Raw genomic sequence first — 17,007 nt, 5'->3', positions numbered from 1 at the left:
CGTATCCGGGTCAGCGCGGGGTGCGGAGGGCGGCGGCCCGGCGGGCCCGGTCCACCGCCGCCGGGAGGGCGGCGATGAGGGCGTCGACGTCCGCGCGGGTGCTGGTGTGGCCGAGGGTGAAGCGCAGCGAGGAGCGGGCCCGGTCGTCGTCGGCGCCCATCGCCAGCAGCACGTGCGAGGGCTGGGCCACCCCGGCGGAACAGGCCGAACCGGTCGAGCAGGCGATGCCCTGCGCGTCGAGGAGCAGCAGCAGCGCGTCGCCCTCACAGCCCGGGAAGGAGAAGTGCGCGTTGCCGGGGAGGCGGTCGACCGGGTCGCCGTTGAAGATCACCTCGGGCACCGCCCGCCGGACCCGCTCGACCAGCTCGTCGCGGAGCGCGGCCACCCGGGCGGCGTACTCCTGCTGGCCCTTCACCGCGGCCTCCACAGCCACCGCGAACGCCACGATGCCGGCGGTGTCGAGGGTGCCGGAGCGCACGTCCCGCTCCTGGCCGCCGCCGTGCAGCAGCGGGGTGGCCGCGACGTCCCGGGCCAGCAGCAGCGCACCGACCCCCGCCGGGCCGCCGAGCTTGTGCCCGGTCACGGTCAGCGCGGCCACGCCGCTCGCGGCGAAGTCCACCGGTACCTGGCCGACGGCCTGGATGGCGTCGGTGTGGAACGGCACGCCGTGCTCGGCGGCGACCGCCGCCAGGTCGGCCACCGGTTGCACGGTGCCCACCTCGTTGTTGGCCCACATCGCGGTGACCAGGGCGACCCGGTCGCCGTGCGCGGCCAGCTCGGCGCGGAGCCGGTCCGGGTCGAGCCGGCCGGCGGCGTCGACCGGCAGCCAGCCCACCTCGGCGCCCTCGTGCCCGGCCAGCCAGTCCACCGCGTCCAGCACCGCGTGGTGTTCGACCGCGCTGGAGACCACCCGGACCTGGTCGCCGCGGGCCGCGCGACGGGCCCAGAAGATGCCCTTCACCGCGAGGTTGTCGCTCTCCGTGCCGCCCCCCGTGAAGATCACCTCGGAGGGACGGGCGCCGAGCACGGCGGCCACCCGCTCGCGGGACTCCTCCACCCGCCGCCGGGCACGCCGGCCCGCCGCGTGCAGCGACGACGCGTTGCCGACCTCGCGGGCGGTGGCGACGTACGCCTCGAGTGCCTCGTCCAACATCGGGGTCGTCGCCGCGTGATCCAGGTAAGCCATCACCGTTCAGCCTAACGGCCGAGACCGGACCCGCCGGATGCCGGAGTGCCGCCGCGAATCTCCCGAGGGTTCCGGGGTACTCAGAGGTCCGGCTGACCGATCCCGAGACGAGGCGGATGTTGGCGGTCGGTACGCTGGGACGTACTCGGTGGTCGACGTCTCCGCCGAGCAGTACGACAACGAGCCCGCCCACTCCGGCGACAGTTTGCTGAGGGGCACCTTGACGGGCTGATCGGCGGGCCGGCTCAGCTCCCCGGCCCGCCGATCAGCTCCCTTCCGCTGCACGGAAGGGCCGCAACACGCGAGAGAGCCGCCGTCCGGAACCTCGGACGGCGGCTCTCTCGTGACCGTGCAGATCACTTGCGCTTGCGGATCTCCTCGGCGGCCTGCGGGACGACCTTGAACAGGTCGCCGACCACGCCGAAGTCGGCGAGCTCGAAGATCGGTGCCTCGCCGTCCTTGTTCACGGCGACGATGGTCTTCGAGGTCTGCATGCCGGCCCGGTGCTGGATCGCGCCGGAGATGCCCAGCGCGACGTAGAGCTGCGGGGAGACGGTCTTGCCGGTCTGGCCGACCTGGAACTGGTGCGGGTAGAAGCCGGAGTCGACGGCCGCGCGGGACGCGCCGACGGCGCCGCCGAGCAGGTCGGCCAGCTCCTCGACCAGCTTGAAGTTGTCGGCGTTGCCGACACCGCGACCGCCGGAGACGACGACCGACGCCTCGGTCAGCTCGGGGCGGGAGCCCTTCTGCTCGGCGACCCGGTCGACGACCTTGGCCAGCTTGTCGGCGTCGGTGACGGCGACGGTGAGCTGCTCGACGGCCGGGGTGGCCGGGGCCGGGGTCGGGTTGACCGAGTTCGGCCGGACGGTGACCAGCGGCAGGCCCTTGGTGACCTTGGACTTGACGATGGTGGAGCCGGCGAAGGCGACCTGGGTCGCGGTGCCGTCGGCGTCGAGGCCGACCACGTCGGTCAGGATGCCGTTGTCCAGCTTGACGGCCAGCCGGGCGGCGATCTCCTTGCCCTCCTGGGCGGAGGCGAGCAGCACGGCGGCCGGCTGCACCCGCTTGACCAGCTCGGCCAGCACGGTGGCCTTCGGGGCCACCAGGTAGCCGTCGATCTCCGCGCCCTCGGCGGCGTAGATCTTCTCCGCGCCGTACTCGCCCAGCTTGGCGCTCAGCGCCTCGGCGGCGCCGGAGCCGCCGAGCACGACCGCGCTGGGGGTGCCCAGCTCGCGGGCGAGGGTGAGCATCTCCAGGGTGACCTTCTTGACGCCGAATTCCTTGGTGGCTTCGACGACGACGAGAACCTCAGCCATGTCCAGACCTCTCACACGAACTTCTCGGTGGCGAGGAACTCGACCAGCTTGACGCCGCCCTCGCCCTCGTCGGTGATCTTGGCGCCGCCGGAGCGCGGCGGGCGCTTGGTGTGCTCGACCACGGCGCTGGTCGCGCCGTCGAAGCCCACCTCGGTCGGGGCGACGCCGAGGTCACCCAGGGAGAGCGTCTGCACCGGCTTCTTCTTGGCGGCCATGATACCCTTGAAGGAGGGGTAGCGCGGCTCGTTGATGGTGTCCCAGACGGAGACCACGGCCGGGGTCGAGGCGGTGACCACCTCGTAGCCCTCTTCGGTCTGCCGCTCGACGGTCAGCGTGGCGCCGTCGACGGTGAGCTTGCGCGCGCCGGTGAGGGCGGCGACGCCGAGCCGCTCGGCGATCATGTGCGGCATGACCTGGACCCGGCCGTCGGTGGACTCGGCGCCGCAGATCACCAGGTCGGCGTTGAGCTGCCCGAGCGCGGCGGCGAGCACCTTCGAGGTGGCCACGGCGCAGGACCCGTGCAGGGCGTCGTCCACGACGTGCACGGCCTTGTCCGGACCCATGGAGAGCGCCTTGCGGATCGACTCGGTCGCCCGGTCCGGACCCATGGTCAGGATGGTGACCTCGCCGCCGTGCGCCTCCTTGATCTTCAGCGCCTCTTCGATGGCGTACTCGTCCATCTCGTTGATGACGTTGTTCGCCGAGCCGCGGTCGACGGTGTTGTCGTCAGAACGCAGGTTGCGGTCCGCGCCCGAATCGGGCACCTGCTTGACGAGTACGACGATGTTCATCGCGCTTCGACGACCCTCCTGTTTGGTGTTGCGATCACTCGCCCGGTCTCGGGCGCAGCCTCCCGCGTGACTTAACGGTCGGTCAACCGCGGGCTGCTGTGCAGTTGCCCACGGCGCAATGTTACCCGCAAGTAGCATCGCCCTCCCGGGGCCTCAGAGTGACACAGCTCACCGAGGACCGCAGCGACGGGTAAACTCCCGAATCGGGAGGTGACGGAAATGTCCGAGATCAGCGGTTCGGCCGATCGACGCCGAGCGGAGGGCGCGGAGGGCACCCGGCGATCCTGCCGCCGGATGCTTCCCGACACCTACCGCTGCGCCTGCGGACGGGTCCGGGACCGCTGCGTCCGGAGCACCGTCCGCGCCCTCTGGTCCGTGGCCGCGGTCAGGCCGGCCCATCCAGCGCGGCCCTGATCCGGTCGATGACCGCCGCCTCCGCCGGCGCCACCCCCCGGTGCGCGTCGGCCACCCGGCCGGCCGCGGTCAGCACCACCGAGCGGTACGCCTCGACCTCCTCCGGCGACTTCTCCCGCAGGATCGCCACCGCCCGGGTCAGCGCGGGCAGCACCACCGCCTCGATCTCCAGCGCGGAGTCCCGGGGCAGTTGCGGCAGCGGGCCGACGCTGAGCGCCTCCTTCACCACGCCGCCGGCGTCGGCCAGCGCGCCGGACGCGGCCATGCTCTCCCGGATCATCGCGAACATCCCGGCCTCGGCATTCGACACCAGGAAGACGGCGCCGAACGCCCCCGTCTTCAGGGTGAGCCGCTCGTCCGCCGTCAACCGCTCCATGATCACGGAGTGTAGACGTACGGGGTCGTCGTGGTGACCGCTACGAGCCCGAGCCGCTCCAGGATCGGCCGGCTGTCCTCCGAGCAGTCCACCTGGAGCAGCGTCCGGCCGCGCTGCTCGGCCAGCCGCGCCCGGTGCGCCACCAGCGCCCGGTAGATGCCCTTCCGCCGCCACTCGGGCAGGGTCGAGCCGCCCCAGAGGGTGCCGAAGCCGGTGTTGGCCGGGTAGCGGATCCAGCCGGCGCTGACCACGGTCTCCCCCGCCTCTGCCACCACGATCGTGATCGACTGCGGGTCGGCCTCGATCTCCTTCGCCAGCCCGGTCACCAGGTGGCTCCGGTCGCTGTGCCAGACCGCCTCCTCCATCGCGGCGATCCGCAGGAGGTCCTCGTGGGAGGTGACCTCGCGCAGGCGTACCCCGGCGGGCAGGACCGGGACGGCGCCCGCGAGGGCCGCGACCGGCCCGACCACGACGGTCTCCTGGTCCTCGGGGACGAAACCGACGGCGCGCAGCCGGTCACCCAGGTCGGCCGGCTCGTCGTGGCCGTTGAGCTTCCACTCCACGCCCTCGCCCCGGGCCCGGAAGAACTCCACCTGCCGGGCGATCAACACGTCCAGCTCCGCGCCGGCCAGCCCGTCCAGGGTGCGGTAGGTGAGGAAGCCGCGCTGGTCCAGGCCGAGGATCCGGACCAGCGGGCCGTCCCGTTCGACGGTTACCCCGGCGGGCAACGGATCCGGGATCTCCGGACGGAGCTGGCTGTCGTAGGCGTCGCGCAGGGTCCGCGCGTCAAGATCGGTCATCCCCCCAGGCTATTCATCGGGCAAAGCGGATAATCGACGACGTGTGGGAGGTGATCAGGCGGTGGTTCGACCCGCGTGAGATGCGGTCGGTGGGCAGCCGGCCCGACTACCGCTTCTCCCTGGCCAACGAGCGGACCTTCCTGGCCTGGCTGCGCACCGGGCTGGCGCTGATCGCCGGCGGGCTGGCCGCCGCCCAGTTCCTGCCGCCGCTGCCGGTGACCCACCTGCGCGAGGTGATCGCCATCGCGCTGCTGCTGCTCGGCGGGGCGGTCGCCGTCCGGGCGGTCGACCACTGGGCGCGTACCGAACGGGCCATCCGGCTCGGCGAGGAGCTGCCGGCGTCCCGTTTCCCGGCGGTGCTGGCCCTCTGCGTCGCCCTCGGCGCCCTGCTGCTGGTGATCGCGGTGCTGGCCCGGGCGCTCGGGTGACCGGCGACCCCGGGCTGCAGCCGGAGCGGACCCGGCTGGCCTGGCGCCGCACCCTGCTGGCGTTCACCGCGGTCGCCGTGCTGATGGTCCGGCTCGCGCTCACCGGCGACCTGGCCGGCGAGCTGCTGGCCGGCATGGCGGTGGTGGGTTGGCTCGGCACTCTCGCCCTGAACTGGCGCCGGGCCACCGGCGCCGGGCCGCGCCGGGCCCAGCGCTGGTCGTTCCCGCTGACCGCGCTGGCCGCCGCCGGGTTCGCCGCGCTCGGCGTGCTGATGGTGGTACGCGGGCTGCGCTGAACGGCATCGGTGGTCCATGATGTCCGACATGGTTCGCCTCTACGGGCTTCTCTTCCTGGCCGAGGTCGTGCTCGGCATCTGCGCGCTGATCAGCTGCCTCTCCGCCGAGGAGGGCGAGATCCGCGCCCTGCCCCGCATCGCCTGGGTGCTGATCATCCTGATCTTCCCGCTGGTCGGGTCGATCGCCTGGTTCGTCGCCGGTCGGGAGTCGGGCCCCGGCCGCGCCCGGACCGCCTGGCCGATGGGCAACGGCTTCTCGGAGCGGGACCGGGGTCGCCGGCAGGTGGCGCCGGACGACGACCCGGCGTTCCTGTCGTCCCTCGGGGAGCGGTCCCGGCAGCAGGATCAGGAGCTCTTCCGCCGCTGGGAGGACGACCTGCGCCGCCGCGAGGAGGAACTGCGCCGCCGGGAGGACGGCTCGCCCCGCGAGCAGGACCGTCCCGAGGTCTAGTCGACCGGCGAACTTCCAGCTCACCTCCGGGGAGGTTCCACGGGCTCCGCACCGACCCCGATCCGTGGGTGGCCGCCGCCGTCCGGTTGCTCGGCACGGCGACCGGGGTCCGGGGCGGCCCACTCGGTGCTGGACCGTCCCCGGCTGGAGACCGCCGCGGAGGCGGTCCGGCTCACACTCGACGCTTGAGCGCCCGCACGGCGAGCGGGGCGAACACGGCGGCGAGTACGACGGCCCAGATCAGCGACTGGACGACCGGCCCGGCCACCGGGCCGCCGACCAGCAGGCCACGCAGCGCGTCGGCGAGGATGGTCACCGGGTTGACCTCGACCCAGTTCTGCAGCCAGCCCGGCATCCGGTCGGTAGGTACGAAGACGTTGCTGGTGAAGGTCAGCGGGAAGATCACCATGAAGCCGAAGATCTGCACCTTCTCCGGCTCGCTGACCAGCACGCCGACCAGCACCGAGATCCACGAGGCGGCCAGCGAGAAGGCGAGCAGCAGGACGAACGCGCCGAGCAGGCCGACCACCCCGTTGCCCAGCCGGAAGCTGAGGATCGCACCGACCCCGACCAGCAGCGACACCGACCACGCCTGCTTGACCGTGTCGGCGAGGATCCGGCCGGCCAGCGGGGACCAGCGGGCGATCGGCAGTGCGCGCAGCCGGTCGAACACCCCCTTGGTCAGATCGTTGTTGAGCCCGAACCCGGTGGTCATGGTGGCGAAGAGGGCGTTCTGCACGATGATCCCGGGCAACGCGAACTGCAGGTAGTCGCCCGGGGAGCCGGAGATCGCCGTGCCGAAGACGTACGTGAAGAGCAGCACGAACATCACCGGCTGGATGCTCAGGTCGAGCAGCTCCATCGGGTTGTGCTTGATCTGCACCAGGCTGCGCCAGGCCAGGGTGAGGGTGTGCCGCAGCCCGGCGGCGAGGCCCGGCCGGCGGGCCGGGGCCAGCGGGGCCGCGGTGAGGGTGGCGGCGGTCATGCGGGAATCCTTTCCAGTTCAACGTCGGAGCGGCCGTCCTGCTCGGCCCGGTGGCCGGTCAGGGAGAGGAAGACCTCGTCCAGGCTGGAGCCGCGCAGGGCCAGCTCGGCGATCGTGATCTCGGCCTGGTCGAGCCGGCGCACCACGGCGGGCAACACGCCGGGGTCGTTCACCGGCACGGTGACGGTGGTCTGGGCGACCTCGGGGGTCCCCCCGGCGACCTCCGCGGCGATGGACACCACGGTCGGCAGGTCGCCGGCGTCCGCCGGCCGGACCGTCAGGATCTGCCCGCCAGTCTTGGCCTTCAGCTCCTCCGGGGTGCCCTGGGCGATGACCCGGCCGTGGTCGACCACGGCGATCTCGCTCGCCAGCAGGTCGGCCTCCTCGAGGTACTGGGTGGTCAGCAGCACGGTCACCCCGTCGGCGACCAGGCCCCGGACGATGTCCCACAGCTCGTTGCGGCTGCGCGGGTCGAGCCCGGTGGTCGGCTCGTCGAGGAAGAGCACCTGCGGCCGGCCCACCAGGCTGGCGGCCAGGTCCAGGCGGCGGCGCATGCCGCCCGAGTACGTCTTGGCCGCCCGGTCGGCGGCGTCGCTGAGCTGGAAGTCGGCGAGCAGTTGCCGGGCGCGGACCCGGGCGTCGGCCCGGCGCATCCCGAGCAGCCGGCCGATCAGCAGCAGGTTCTCGGTGCCGGTCAGCGTCTCGTCGACCGAGGCGTACTGGCCGGTCAGGCCGATCAGCTGGCGGACCCGGTGGGCATCGCGGCGGACGTCGTACCCGCCCACCGTGGCGTGCCCCTCGTCGGCGGCGAGCAGGGTGGCGAGCACCCGTACCGCGGTGGTCTTGCCCGCCCCGTTCGGCCCGAGCAGACCGAAGACCGTCCCGGTGGGGACGGCGAGGTCGACTCCGGCGAGGGCGGTGGTCGCGCCGAAGCGGCGGACCAGACCCTCCGCCTGGATCGCGTATGTCATCGGAACTCCCGTCGTATCGCTGGCCACCCCACGATGAGCGACGGCGCTGACGTTACGTCGACACCCGCTGACATTCCGCTGATTTTGCTGCGAACAGAAAAACGACCGCCGCCGCCGGTCACCCGGCGACGGCGGTGGCAGGGTCGGGGTCAGGCCAGGTTCGACGAGCGGGGGTACGCGTCCGCCGGGTCGGTCAGCACGTTGACCAGGTACGGCACGCCGGAGTCGAACGCGCGGGTCAGGGCCGGGGCGAGGTCGGCGGCCTTCTCCACCGTCTCGCCCGCGCCGCCGAGCGCCTCGACCACCTTGTCGTAGCGCAGCCCGGGCTGGAGGTCGGCGGCGACGTCGTAGCCGTACATGGCCCGCATCGGGTGCTTCTCCAGGCCCCAGATGCCGTTGTTGCCGACCACGATGACCACCGGGAGCTGCTGGCGGGCCAGGGACTCGACGTCCATCAGCGAGAAGCCGGCCGCGCCGTCGCCCATCAGCACGCAGATCTGCCGGTCGGGGTGGCTGACCCGGGCGCCCATCGCGTAGCCCATGCCGGTGCCGAGGCAGCCGTACGGGCCGGGGTCGAGCCAGGTGCCGGGCTGCGCCGGCTCCAGGTAGCGGCCGGCGTACGAGACGAAGTCGCCGCCGTCGCCGATGGTGATGGCGTCGGGGGCGAGGGCCTTGCGCAGCTCGCCGTAGATCCGGGCGGGCCGGATCGGGTCGGTCTCGGCGGCCATCTCCTCGGCGTCGCGGACCTTGGCGGCGTCCTCGGCGACCCGGAGCTGGGCGATCCAGTCGGCGTGGTCGGCCCGGTCGCCGGGGTGCTCAGCGAACGCGGTGAGGATGAGCCGCAGGTCGCCGGCGGGGGCGGCGGCGGGTTGCACGTGCCCGGCGCGCTGGCTGGGCGCGTCGACGACGTGTACGACCTTGGCGTCGCCGAAGTCGCCGAAGCCGAGCCGGAAGTCCAGCGGAGTGCCGATCACCACGACCACGTCCGCACCCTTGAGCGCGACCCGGCGGGCCTTGGCGAAGGCGAGCGGATGGGTGGGCGGCAGCGCGCCGCGCCCCATGCCGTTGGTGAAGACCGGCACTGCGAGCGCCTCGGCGGCGGCGCGCAGGGCGTCGACCGCGTCGCCGGCGTACACGTCGGAGCCGGCGATGATCACCGGTCGGCCGGCGGCGGCGATCAGGCCGCCGGCCTTCGCCACCTCGTCCGGGTCGGCCTCGATCGGGGCGATCGGCGGCACCGCCGGCAGTTCCGCGTCGCCGACCGAGAAGACCGCCTCCAGGGGGAAGTCGAGGAAGGCCGGGCCGCGGTGCGGGGTGAGCGCCGCGGTGAGGGCGGCGGTGACCGCGCGCGGGATGTCGTCGGCGCTGAACACCGTCTCGGCGTGCTTGGTGACCGGGGCGACCAGCGGCAGGTGGTCCATCTCCTGGAGGCTGCCCGAGCCCCAGCGGAACTGCGGGGCCCGGCCCCCCAGCACCAGCACCGGGGAGGCGTTGAAGAACGCGCTGGTCAGGCCGGAGACGCCGTTGGTGACGCCGGGGCCGGCGGTGAGCACGGCCAGGCCGGGCCGGCGCTGGAGCTTGGCCACCGCCTCGGCGGCGAAGACCGCCGACTGCTCGTGCCGGACGTCGTAGATGGGGAAGCCGGTCTTGTGCGCGGCGTCGTAGAGCGGGAAGACGTGCCCGCCGGAGAGGGTGAACATCTCCCGTACGCCGTGCGCGCGCAGCGCCGCCAGCGCCAACTCTCCGCCGTGACCCTCGACCCGTTCCGTCATCGCCGCTTCCCTTCGTCACATGACCGGTGTCACAGGCTACTGGCCGGTAGGCGGAATGTGAACCGCTCTCGGGTCGGCGGCTCTCCGCCGCCGACCCGGACCGGCTCAGCGGCCGGTGAAGCCCGGCTTGCGCTTCTCGACGAACGCGGCCATGCCCTCGCGCCGGTCGTCGGTGGCGAAGAGCGCCGCGAAGAGCTGGCTCTCCCAGGCCAGGCCGGAGTTGAGGTCCATGTCGAGGCCGCCGTCGACGGCCTGCTTGGCCGCCCGCAGGGCCTGCACCGGGCCGGCAAGGTACGGCTTCACCAGCGCGACGGCGGTGTCGTACACCTCGGCGGCCGGGGCCACCCGGTCGGCCAGGCCGATCCGCAGCGCCTCCTCCGCGTCGACCATCCGGCCGGACATGATCAGGTCCTTGGCGCGGGCCGGGCCGACCAGCCGGGCCAGCCGCTGGGTGCCCCCCGCGCCCGGGATGATGCCGAGCTTGATCTCCGGCTGGCCGAGCTTGGCGTCCTCGGCCACCACCCGCCAGTCGCAGGCCAGGGCCAGCTCGCAGCCGCCACCGAGGGCGTACCCGGTGATCGCGGCGACCACCGGCTTGGGGATCCGGGCGATCGCGCCCAGCGCGCTGGACAGGTCGGCGGCCCGCTCCGCCATGTCCACGTAGGACATGTCGGCCATCTCCTTGATGTCCGCGCCGGCGGCGAAGACCTTCTCCCCGCCGTACACGATGACCGCGCGGACCTCCGCGTCGGCGGTGGCGGCGGCCGCGGCGGCGCGCAACTCCTCCTGCACCTGGGTGTTCAGCGCGTTCATCGGCGGCCGCTCCAGCCGGATGGTGCCGATGCCGTCCTTGGTCTCCAGCCGAACGAACTCGCCCACGCTGCCCTCACTTCCTCGTCGAAGTCGCGTGCCAACCTTACGACCCGGGTCGTTGGGGTAAGTAGTCTGGTGTCCGCCCCGCCACCGGGAGTCAGGCCATGATCACGTACTACGACGACAGGTCGGTGCAGGTCACCTCCACCGCCATCCGGGTGGACGGCCGGACCTTCCCGCTCGCGGAGCTCAGCATGGTGTGGCACCGGCGGGGCAGCCGCTCCTGGCGGGTGCTCGCCGGCCGGGGCGCGATCGGCGCCGCGCTGGCCGGGCCGCTGGTCGCCGCCCTGCTCGGCGTCGGGCTGGCGGTCGTGCTGCACCGCTCGCCGACCGTCACGCTCGCCATCGTCGGGGCGTCGGTGCTGGTCGGGCTCGGGGTCGGGCCGCTCGCCGACTTCCTCTTCGAACACCTGGACCGCTCGTACGCCCGGGGCGCCCGGCAATGGGAGATGTGGGCCCGCTGGCGCGGCCACCCGGTGCGACTGCTGCGCACCGGCGACGCGCTGCGCTTCGGCCAGATCTACCGGGCCGTGCAGCGGGCGATGGAGTCTGCGCCGACCCCCGTCCGTCAGAAGGCGATCGGCTCGTCCGGCAGCAGCCCGAGGCCGCCCAGCAGGCCGTAGGTGTCCTGCTCGCCCCAGAACTGGACGATCCGCTGGTCGAGCACGGTCAGGCCGGGCGAGGAGACGGCGCCCTCGACGTAGTGCCGGCCCTGCACCGCCGTGCCGGAGCCGTAGATCTGCACGTCCTCGGCGACCAGCTCGGCCGGCTCGGCGAGGTCCTTGGTGACGAAGGTCCGCAGGTACCGCCGGACCACCTCGACGTTGCGCTCCCGCTCGTCGTCCCCCATGCGCCCCGACCGTACGCCGGCCACGCCGCCACGCCGCCCCACCGGCAGCAACGGCTGCGCACCGCGCACTCTCCGCTGGACGCTACGAAGCTGATGACGTCCGTGAATCGCCCGTGGGGGCGGCCCCGCGAGCACCACCAGGGGGCCGTGATTCATCCACGACATCAGCTTCGTAGCGTCCAGGCAGGACATCTGGTGGCCGACCGGCCGAGGGCGGCGGACCCTGCGGGCCGACGCCATCCGTGGTTGTCGGCGGATGGTTAGGCTTAGTGATGACCCTCTATTACCGGGACGACGCGGTACAGGTCACCTCCGAATCCATCCACGCCGGCGGGCACGTCATCGCGCTCGCCGACGTGGCGTACGTCTGGCACGCCCGGGGCGCGACCACCCTGGCGGTCCGCGGCCGCGTCCTGGGACGCGGGGTCCTGGTCGTGCTCCTGTCCCTGCCGCCGCTGGTCGCGCTGGTCTGCGTGGTCTCGCTGGCCTGGGCCGCGCAGGACCGCGGCAACTGGAAGCTCGCGCTGGTCATCCTGGCTGCCTTCGTGGTCGGCGGCCTGGTCCTCACCCCTTTCCTGGAGCTGCCGCTCGGCTGGCTGGACCGCTCCTACGAACGCGGCAACCGGGTGCACGAGCTGTGGGTGCAGCACCACGGGCGGGAGGTGATGCTGCTCCGCACGCCGGACGCGCTACGGTTCGGGCAGATCTACCGGGCCGTGCAGCGCGCCGTCGAACAGCAGGGCGACCGTCGATGACGACCCGGCGCTCCTGGCGCCGCCGACGCACACTGGGGAACATGGCGATTCCCCTCCCCCGGCCCGGCGCGGTCGTCGGCCTCACCCGCTCCGCCCTGGACCAGGCCCTCGGCTCGGCCGCCTCGCTCGCCGCCGTACCGGCCCGCGCCTTCGCGGTCCTCGACGAGGTCGAGGCGCTGCTGCGCCGGATCAACGGGGTGGTGGACCGGATCGAGGGCACCCTGGACCACACCGACCGGGTGCTCACCGACGCGGAGACGGCGGTCCGCGAGGTCGCGGTGATCAGCGCCGCCGCCACCGGCGCGATCGAGACCGCCACCGAGGTCGCCGCGGCGGCCGCCGTGGTGGTCGGCGACGCCGAGCGGGTGGCCCGGGCCGCCGGCACGCTGGTCGCCGAGGCGGACGCCGTGGCCGGGCGGGCCGCCGGCACGGTGGTCGCCGCCGAGGAGGCCGCCGGCACCGCCGCCGACCTGCTGGCCGCGTACGAGCCGGCGCTGCGCCGGGCCGCGCCGATGGCGACCCGGTTCGTCGAACAGCTCAGCCACGAGGAGGTGACCGCGGCGATCCGGCTCATCGACGAGCTGCCGAAGCTCAAGGAGCACCTGACCGCGGACGTCCTGCCGATCCTGGCCACCCTGGACCGGGTCGGCCCGGACCTGCACGACCTGCTCGACGTCACCCGCGACCTCAAGCTGGCCGTCGCCGGCATCCCCGGCCTGGGCATGCTGCGCCGCCGGGGTGAGCGGCTCGCCGACGAACCGGCCGCCTGACCGCCTCGCGGATCGGGGCGGCGGGGCGGGTCAGACGGGCGGGACGTACAGCTCGTCGATCTCGACCCGGCGGGGCAACGCCACCGAGGCGCCGAGCCGCCGTACGCAGGCCGCCCCGGCCGCCGCCGCCCAGTGCACCGCGTCGACCAGTTCACGCCCCTCGCCCCAGGCGACGGCCAGGGCGGCGGTGAACGCGTCACCAGCGGCGGTGAAGTCCACCGCCTCGACCTTGACCGGCGGGACGTGCACCGACCGGCCGTCCCGGTCGACGTACCAGGCGCCCTCGGCGCCGAGGGTGAGCACCGCCCGCGGCACCAGGTCGAGCAGCGCCGCCGGCTCGTCCCGGCCCCGGCCGGTGAGCGCCCGCGCCTCGGTCTCGTTGACCACCAGCAGGTCCACCGCGGCAAGCAGCTCCGCCGGCACCGGCCGCGCCGGCGCCGCGTTGAGGATCACCCGGGTGCCGGCCGCCCGGGCCGCGACCGCCGCCTCGGTCACCGTCTCGACCGGCACCTCAAGCTGGGCGACCAGCACGTCCGCCTCGCGTACGGCGTGCAGCTCGCCGTCGGTCAGCCCGACGAAGGCCCCGTTGGCGCCGGGCGTCACCAGGATCGCGTTCTCCCCCTCGGCGCCCACCATGACCAGCGCCACGCCGGAGGCCCCGTACACCAACCGGAGCTGGCCGGTGTCCACCCCGGCGGCGGTGATCCGGGCCTTGAGGGTGACCCCGAAGGCGTCCGAGCCGATCGCGCCGAGGAAGACGCAGGACGCGCCGGCGCGGACGGCGGCGATCGCCTGGTTGGCGCCCTTGCCCCCGGGAAGCATGACGAAGTCGGTGCCGAGCAGGGTCTCCCCCGGCCGGGGCAGCGCGGGCGCGGTGCCGATCAGATCCATGTTGGCGCTGCCCACCACGGCCACCCGGGTCTGCTGCACGGTGGTTCCTTCCTCAGGCGGCGCGGGCGGTCCAGCGGTCGGCGGAACGCTCGACGACCAGGGGCAGGCCGAAGGTCTTCGAGAGGTTGTCGGCGGTGAGGGTGTCGGCGAGCAGACCCTGCGCCACCACGCCGCCCTCGCGCAGCAGCAACGCGTGGGTGAAGCCCGGCGGGATCTCCTCCACGTGGTGGGTAACCAGCACCAGCGCCGGGGCGTCCGGGTCGTACGCCAGCTCGGCCAGCCGGGCCACCAGGTCCTCGCGACCGCCCAGGTCGAGCCCGGCGGCCGGCTCGTCGAGGAGCAGCAGCTCGGGGTCGGTCATCAGCGCGCGGGCGATCTGCACCCGCTTGCGCTCCCCCTCCGACAGCGTGCCGTACGCGCGATCGGCCAGGTGCCCGATGCCGAGCTGCCCGAGCAGGGCCCGGGCGCGGGCCTCGTCGGTGCGGTCGTAGCTCTCCCGCCAGCGGCCCACCACCGACCAGGCGGCGGTGACCACGACGTCGCTGACCCGCTCCTCGGCGGGGACCCGCTCGGCCAGCGCGGCGGTGGAGAGGCCGATCCGCATCCGCAGCTCGTTGACGTCGGTCCGGCCGATCCGCTCGCCGAGCACGTACGCGGCGCCGGTGGTCGGGTGCAGCCGCCCGGCGGCGAGGCTGAGGAGGGTCGTCTTCCCGGCTCCGTTCGGCCCGAGCACCACCCAGCGCTCGTCCAGCTCGACCCGCCAGTCGACGTCGTGCAGCAACGCGCTGCCGGACCGCCTGACGCCGACCCCGTCGAGGCTGACCACCAGATCCGTGTCCACGGTCGAGGGGGCGGCGGGGGCGCCGGCGGCGCCGGGGATCAGGTCACCAGTCACCGGTCCATCCAATCACGCACCGCGCGAGCTGCCCCCCACGGGCGGCGCCGCCGCCATAAGGTGAGGCGCCGTGTCGTTGGTCACCTACCCGGAGGAAGGTCCATGCCCTGTCAGGAGCCGCACGGATGAGCGCGGTCATCGAGATCGACGGTCTCCGTAAGACCTTCCACACGCTCCGCCACGGGCATCGGGTCGCCGTCGACGGTTTCGACCTGTTGGTCGAGGCCGGCCAGGTGCACGGCTTCCTCGGGCCCAACGGTTCGGGCAAGACCACCACCCTGCGCGCCCTGCTGGGTCTGGTGCGGGCGGACAGCGGCCGGATGAGCGTGCTCGGGGCGTCCGCGCCGGAGCGGCTGCCCGAGGTCGCCGGCCGCGTCGGCGCGATCGTGGAGAGCCCGCAGTTCTTCGGCAACTTCACCGCCCACCGGACGCTACGGCTGCTCGCCGTGGCCGGGGGCGTGCCGACCGGCCGGGTGGACGAGGTGCTGGAGCAGGTCGGCCTGCGCGATCGGGGCGACGAGCGGGTCAAGGGCTACTCGCTGGGCATGAAGCAGCGGCTGGCGGTGGCGTCGGCGTTGCTGAAGAACCCGGAGCTGTTGATCCTCGACGAGCCGGCGAACGGGCTGGACCCGGCGGGGATCCGGGAGATGCGGGACCTGATGCGGTCGCTCTCGGCGGCGGGCGTGACGGTGCTGCTCTCCAGCCACATCCTGGCCGAGATCCAGCTGATCTGCGACCACGTGACGATCATCAGCCGGGGGCGCCGGGTGGCGGCCGGGCCGGTGGAGGAGGTGCTCGCCGGTTTCGACCAGCACGAGTGGCAGGTCCGGGTGGCCGAGCCGGAGCGCGCGGCGGAGCTGCTGCGGGCGCTCGGGCTGGCGGTCACCGACCACCCCGACCACCTGCTGGTCGCCGGGGTGGACGAGCCGGAGCTGATCAGTCGCACGCTGGGCGAGCAGGGTCTCTGGGTACGCGAGCTGGTCCCGCTCCGGCCGGACCTGGAGAGCGTCTTCCTCGAGTTGACCGGGACCACGCCGCACCCGGCGGTGCCCCGCCAGCTGGACGGCTCGGTCCCGCCGGACGCCGAGCCGGACGACATGCTGATCGACCTCGACGCACGCGAGAACCGGGAGGTGGGGGCGTGAAGCTGGTCCGTGCCGAGTTGGAGCGGCTGTCCGCGCGCCGCTTCGTGCAGTTGATGGTGGTGCTGCTGTTGATCGCGTTCGCGGTCACCGCCGCGACCACGCTCGCCGGGTCGCACCGGCCGACCCCGGACGAGATGAGCCGGGCCCAGGCGCAGGCCGCCGAGCAGCGCAGCAGCATGGAGGCGGCGCACGACCGGTGCCTGCGGATCAAGGCGGGAACGCTCGCGCCGGAGGAGAGCGACTACGTCCCCGGGGACTGCAGCGAGATCGATCCGGTCCGGATGGAGCATGTGCCGGTGGCGGGGGACTTCCTCAGCGGCGTCTTCACCTTCGCCGACCAGGCCCGCCCGCTGCTCTACTTCCTCGTCGCGTTCCTGATGCTCTTCGGCTTCCTGGTCGGGGCGTCGTACATCGGGGCGGACCTGAACTCCGGCGGGGTGGTGAACCTGCTGCTCTGGCGGCCCCGCCGGGGGACGGTGCTCGGCGCGAAGCTGGGCACCCTGCTCGGCGCGCTGCTGGTGCTCTCGGCGGTGGCGTCGGCGGCGTACCTGGCCGTGTTCTGGCTGATCGCGCAGACCGCCGGCCTGCCGGGGCGGCTGGACGGCGAGTTCTGGCGATCGTTGGGGGCGACGTACGGGCGGGGTCTGGTGCTGGTGCTGCTGACCGCCGCGCTGGGCTTCGCGATCGCCACGCTGGGCCGGCACACGTCGGCGGCGCTGGGCGTCGTGGCCGCGTACCTGGTGGTGTGGGAGCTGGGCGCCCGGCTGGTGCTGCAGATCGTCGGGGCGGCCCGCCCGGACCAGTGGATGCTCTCCAGCTATGTGGGCGCCTGGCTTGCCGGGGAGGCCCGGTTCTGGGACAGCCACGCCTGCCAGGGCGACACTTCCGGCTTCTGCGACGGCTTCTACGTCATGAGCTGGCGGCCGGGGCTGACGGTGCTGCTCGGTCTGACGGCGGCGCTGGTGGTGGCCGCGTTCGCCGCGTTCCGCCGGCGCGACCTGATCTGACCGCCGCGAACGGCCCCCGCTCCCGTCCGGGCGGC

The 17,007-nt window shown here is 73.5% G+C and carries 20 protein-coding genes; 8 read left to right on the top strand and 12 right to left on the bottom strand.

Going from position 1 to position 17,007, the window contains the following annotated elements:
* Positions 1–10: 10 nt before the first annotated feature.
* The 5 genes from ACFOYX_RS22320 to ACFOYX_RS22300 all read right to left on the bottom strand — a co-directional run bounded on the left by ACFOYX_RS22320 (position 11) and on the right by ACFOYX_RS22300 (position 4,883).
* Complete coding sequence (locus ACFOYX_RS22320) at positions 11–1,186, bottom strand: cysteine desulfurase family protein (RefSeq protein WP_322441652.1); 1,176 nt, start codon at positions 1,184–1,186, stop codon at positions 11–13.
* Positions 1,187–1,542: 356 nt separating this feature from the next.
* Positions 1,543–2,502, bottom strand: a complete 960-nt coding sequence (locus tag ACFOYX_RS22315) for an electron transfer flavoprotein subunit alpha/FixB family protein (RefSeq protein WP_109800614.1) — start codon at positions 2,500–2,502, stop codon at positions 1,543–1,545.
* Positions 2,503–2,513: 11 nt separating this feature from the next.
* Complete coding sequence (locus tag ACFOYX_RS22310; RefSeq protein ID WP_322441653.1) at positions 2,514–3,293, bottom strand: electron transfer flavoprotein subunit beta/FixA family protein; 780 nt, start codon at positions 3,291–3,293, stop codon at positions 2,514–2,516.
* A 385-nt stretch (positions 3,294–3,678) separates the two neighbouring features.
* On the bottom strand, positions 3,679–4,083 hold the full coding sequence (locus tag ACFOYX_RS22305) for a hypothetical protein (RefSeq protein WP_109800616.1): 405 nt from the start codon (positions 4,081–4,083) through the stop codon (positions 3,679–3,681).
* A gap of 2 nt (positions 4,084–4,085) precedes the next feature.
* Positions 4,086–4,883, bottom strand: a complete 798-nt coding sequence (locus tag ACFOYX_RS22300; RefSeq protein WP_322441654.1) for a GNAT family N-acetyltransferase — start codon at positions 4,881–4,883, stop codon at positions 4,086–4,088.
* Between the two features lie 41 nt (positions 4,884–4,924).
* Between ACFOYX_RS22300 and ACFOYX_RS22295 the strand changes: the two genes are divergently transcribed.
* From ACFOYX_RS22295 to ACFOYX_RS22285, 3 genes are read left to right on the top strand one after another with little or no spacing between them, the layout of a single operon-like run.
* A complete protein-coding gene (locus ACFOYX_RS22295; protein WP_109800618.1) occupies positions 4,925–5,311 on the top strand; it encodes a YidH family protein in 387 nt (128 codons plus the stop codon).
* The gene (locus ACFOYX_RS22290; protein WP_322441655.1) at positions 5,308–5,607 is read left to right on the top strand and encodes a DUF202 domain-containing protein; all 300 of its coding nucleotides are present in this window, start codon (positions 5,308–5,310) and stop codon (positions 5,605–5,607) included. The genes ACFOYX_RS22295 and ACFOYX_RS22290 overlap by 4 nt, the downstream gene beginning before the upstream one ends.
* 28 nt (positions 5,608–5,635) lie before the next feature.
* Positions 5,636–6,058 (top strand): PLD nuclease N-terminal domain-containing protein, encoded by a 423-nt coding sequence (locus ACFOYX_RS22285; protein ID WP_322441656.1) that lies wholly within the window; start codon positions 5,636–5,638, stop codon positions 6,056–6,058.
* Positions 6,059–6,230: 172 nt separating this feature from the next.
* On the opposite strand, the gene ACFOYX_RS22280 is transcribed toward ACFOYX_RS22285, so the two are convergent.
* The 4 genes from ACFOYX_RS22280 to ACFOYX_RS22265 all read right to left on the bottom strand — a co-directional run bounded on the left by ACFOYX_RS22280 (position 6,231) and on the right by ACFOYX_RS22265 (position 10,665).
* Positions 6,231–7,043: an ABC transporter permease gene (locus ACFOYX_RS22280; protein WP_322441657.1), complete on the bottom strand. Its 813-nt coding sequence runs from the start codon at positions 7,041–7,043 to the stop codon at positions 6,231–6,233.
* Positions 7,040–8,014: an ATP-binding cassette domain-containing protein gene (locus tag ACFOYX_RS22275; RefSeq protein ID WP_322441658.1), complete on the bottom strand. Its 975-nt coding sequence runs from the start codon at positions 8,012–8,014 to the stop codon at positions 7,040–7,042. The genes ACFOYX_RS22280 and ACFOYX_RS22275 overlap by 4 nt, the downstream gene beginning before the upstream one ends.
* A gap of 149 nt (positions 8,015–8,163) precedes the next feature.
* The gene (locus ACFOYX_RS22270; protein WP_322441659.1) at positions 8,164–9,786 is read right to left on the bottom strand and encodes an acetolactate synthase; all 1,623 of its coding nucleotides are present in this window, start codon (positions 9,784–9,786) and stop codon (positions 8,164–8,166) included.
* 105 nt (positions 9,787–9,891) lie between these two features.
* Entirely contained in the window at positions 9,892–10,665 is a 774-nt protein-coding gene (locus ACFOYX_RS22265) for an enoyl-CoA hydratase-related protein (RefSeq protein ID WP_322441660.1), read from the bottom strand.
* A gap of 98 nt (positions 10,666–10,763) precedes the next feature.
* On the opposite strand from ACFOYX_RS22265, the gene ACFOYX_RS22260 reads away from it, so the two are divergent.
* Positions 10,764–11,282: a DUF6232 family protein gene (locus ACFOYX_RS22260; protein WP_322441661.1), complete on the top strand. Its 519-nt coding sequence runs from the start codon at positions 10,764–10,766 to the stop codon at positions 11,280–11,282.
* On the opposite strand, the gene ACFOYX_RS22255 is transcribed toward ACFOYX_RS22260, so the two are convergent.
* Positions 11,228–11,509 (bottom strand): hypothetical protein, encoded by a 282-nt coding sequence (locus ACFOYX_RS22255; protein WP_322441662.1) that lies wholly within the window; start codon positions 11,507–11,509, stop codon positions 11,228–11,230. The two genes, ACFOYX_RS22260 and ACFOYX_RS22255, sit on opposite strands and share 55 nt — an antisense overlap.
* Before the next feature lie 272 nt (positions 11,510–11,781).
* On the opposite strand from ACFOYX_RS22255, the gene ACFOYX_RS22250 reads away from it, so the two are divergent.
* Positions 11,782–12,264: a DUF6232 family protein gene (locus ACFOYX_RS22250; protein ID WP_322441663.1), complete on the top strand. Its 483-nt coding sequence runs from the start codon at positions 11,782–11,784 to the stop codon at positions 12,262–12,264.
* A 41-nt stretch (positions 12,265–12,305) separates the two neighbouring features.
* The gene (locus tag ACFOYX_RS22245) at positions 12,306–13,034 is read left to right on the top strand and encodes a hypothetical protein (protein ID WP_322441664.1); all 729 of its coding nucleotides are present in this window, start codon (positions 12,306–12,308) and stop codon (positions 13,032–13,034) included.
* 30 nt (positions 13,035–13,064) lie between these two features.
* On the opposite strand, the gene ACFOYX_RS22240 is transcribed toward ACFOYX_RS22245, so the two are convergent.
* Both ACFOYX_RS22240 and ACFOYX_RS22235 read right to left on the bottom strand, forming a co-directional pair.
* Positions 13,065–13,964, bottom strand: coding sequence for a ribokinase (locus ACFOYX_RS22240; protein WP_322441665.1), 900 nt, complete (start codon positions 13,962–13,964; stop codon positions 13,065–13,067).
* 13 nt (positions 13,965–13,977) lie between these two features.
* Positions 13,978–14,820 (bottom strand): ABC transporter ATP-binding protein, encoded by an 843-nt coding sequence (locus ACFOYX_RS22235; protein WP_377534320.1) that lies wholly within the window; start codon positions 14,818–14,820, stop codon positions 13,978–13,980.
* A 125-nt stretch (positions 14,821–14,945) separates the two neighbouring features.
* On the opposite strand from ACFOYX_RS22235, the gene ACFOYX_RS22230 reads away from it, so the two are divergent.
* Both ACFOYX_RS22230 and ACFOYX_RS22225 read left to right on the top strand, forming a co-directional pair.
* A complete protein-coding gene (locus ACFOYX_RS22230) occupies positions 14,946–15,965 on the top strand; it encodes an ABC transporter ATP-binding protein (RefSeq protein WP_109800436.1) in 1,020 nt (339 codons plus the stop codon).
* A complete protein-coding gene (locus ACFOYX_RS22225) occupies positions 15,962–16,972 on the top strand; it encodes an ABC transporter permease subunit (RefSeq protein WP_322441667.1) in 1,011 nt (336 codons plus the stop codon). The genes ACFOYX_RS22230 and ACFOYX_RS22225 overlap by 4 nt, the downstream gene beginning before the upstream one ends.
* Positions 16,973–17,007: the final 35 nt, after the last annotated feature.

Source organism: Micromonospora sp. GCM10011541, assembly GCF_042650725.1.
Lineage (GTDB): Bacteria > Actinomycetota > Actinomycetes > Mycobacteriales > Micromonosporaceae > Micromonospora > Micromonospora sicca.
Note: the sequence above shows the minus strand (reverse complement) of the source record. Positions and strands in the feature narration are given on the sequence as shown.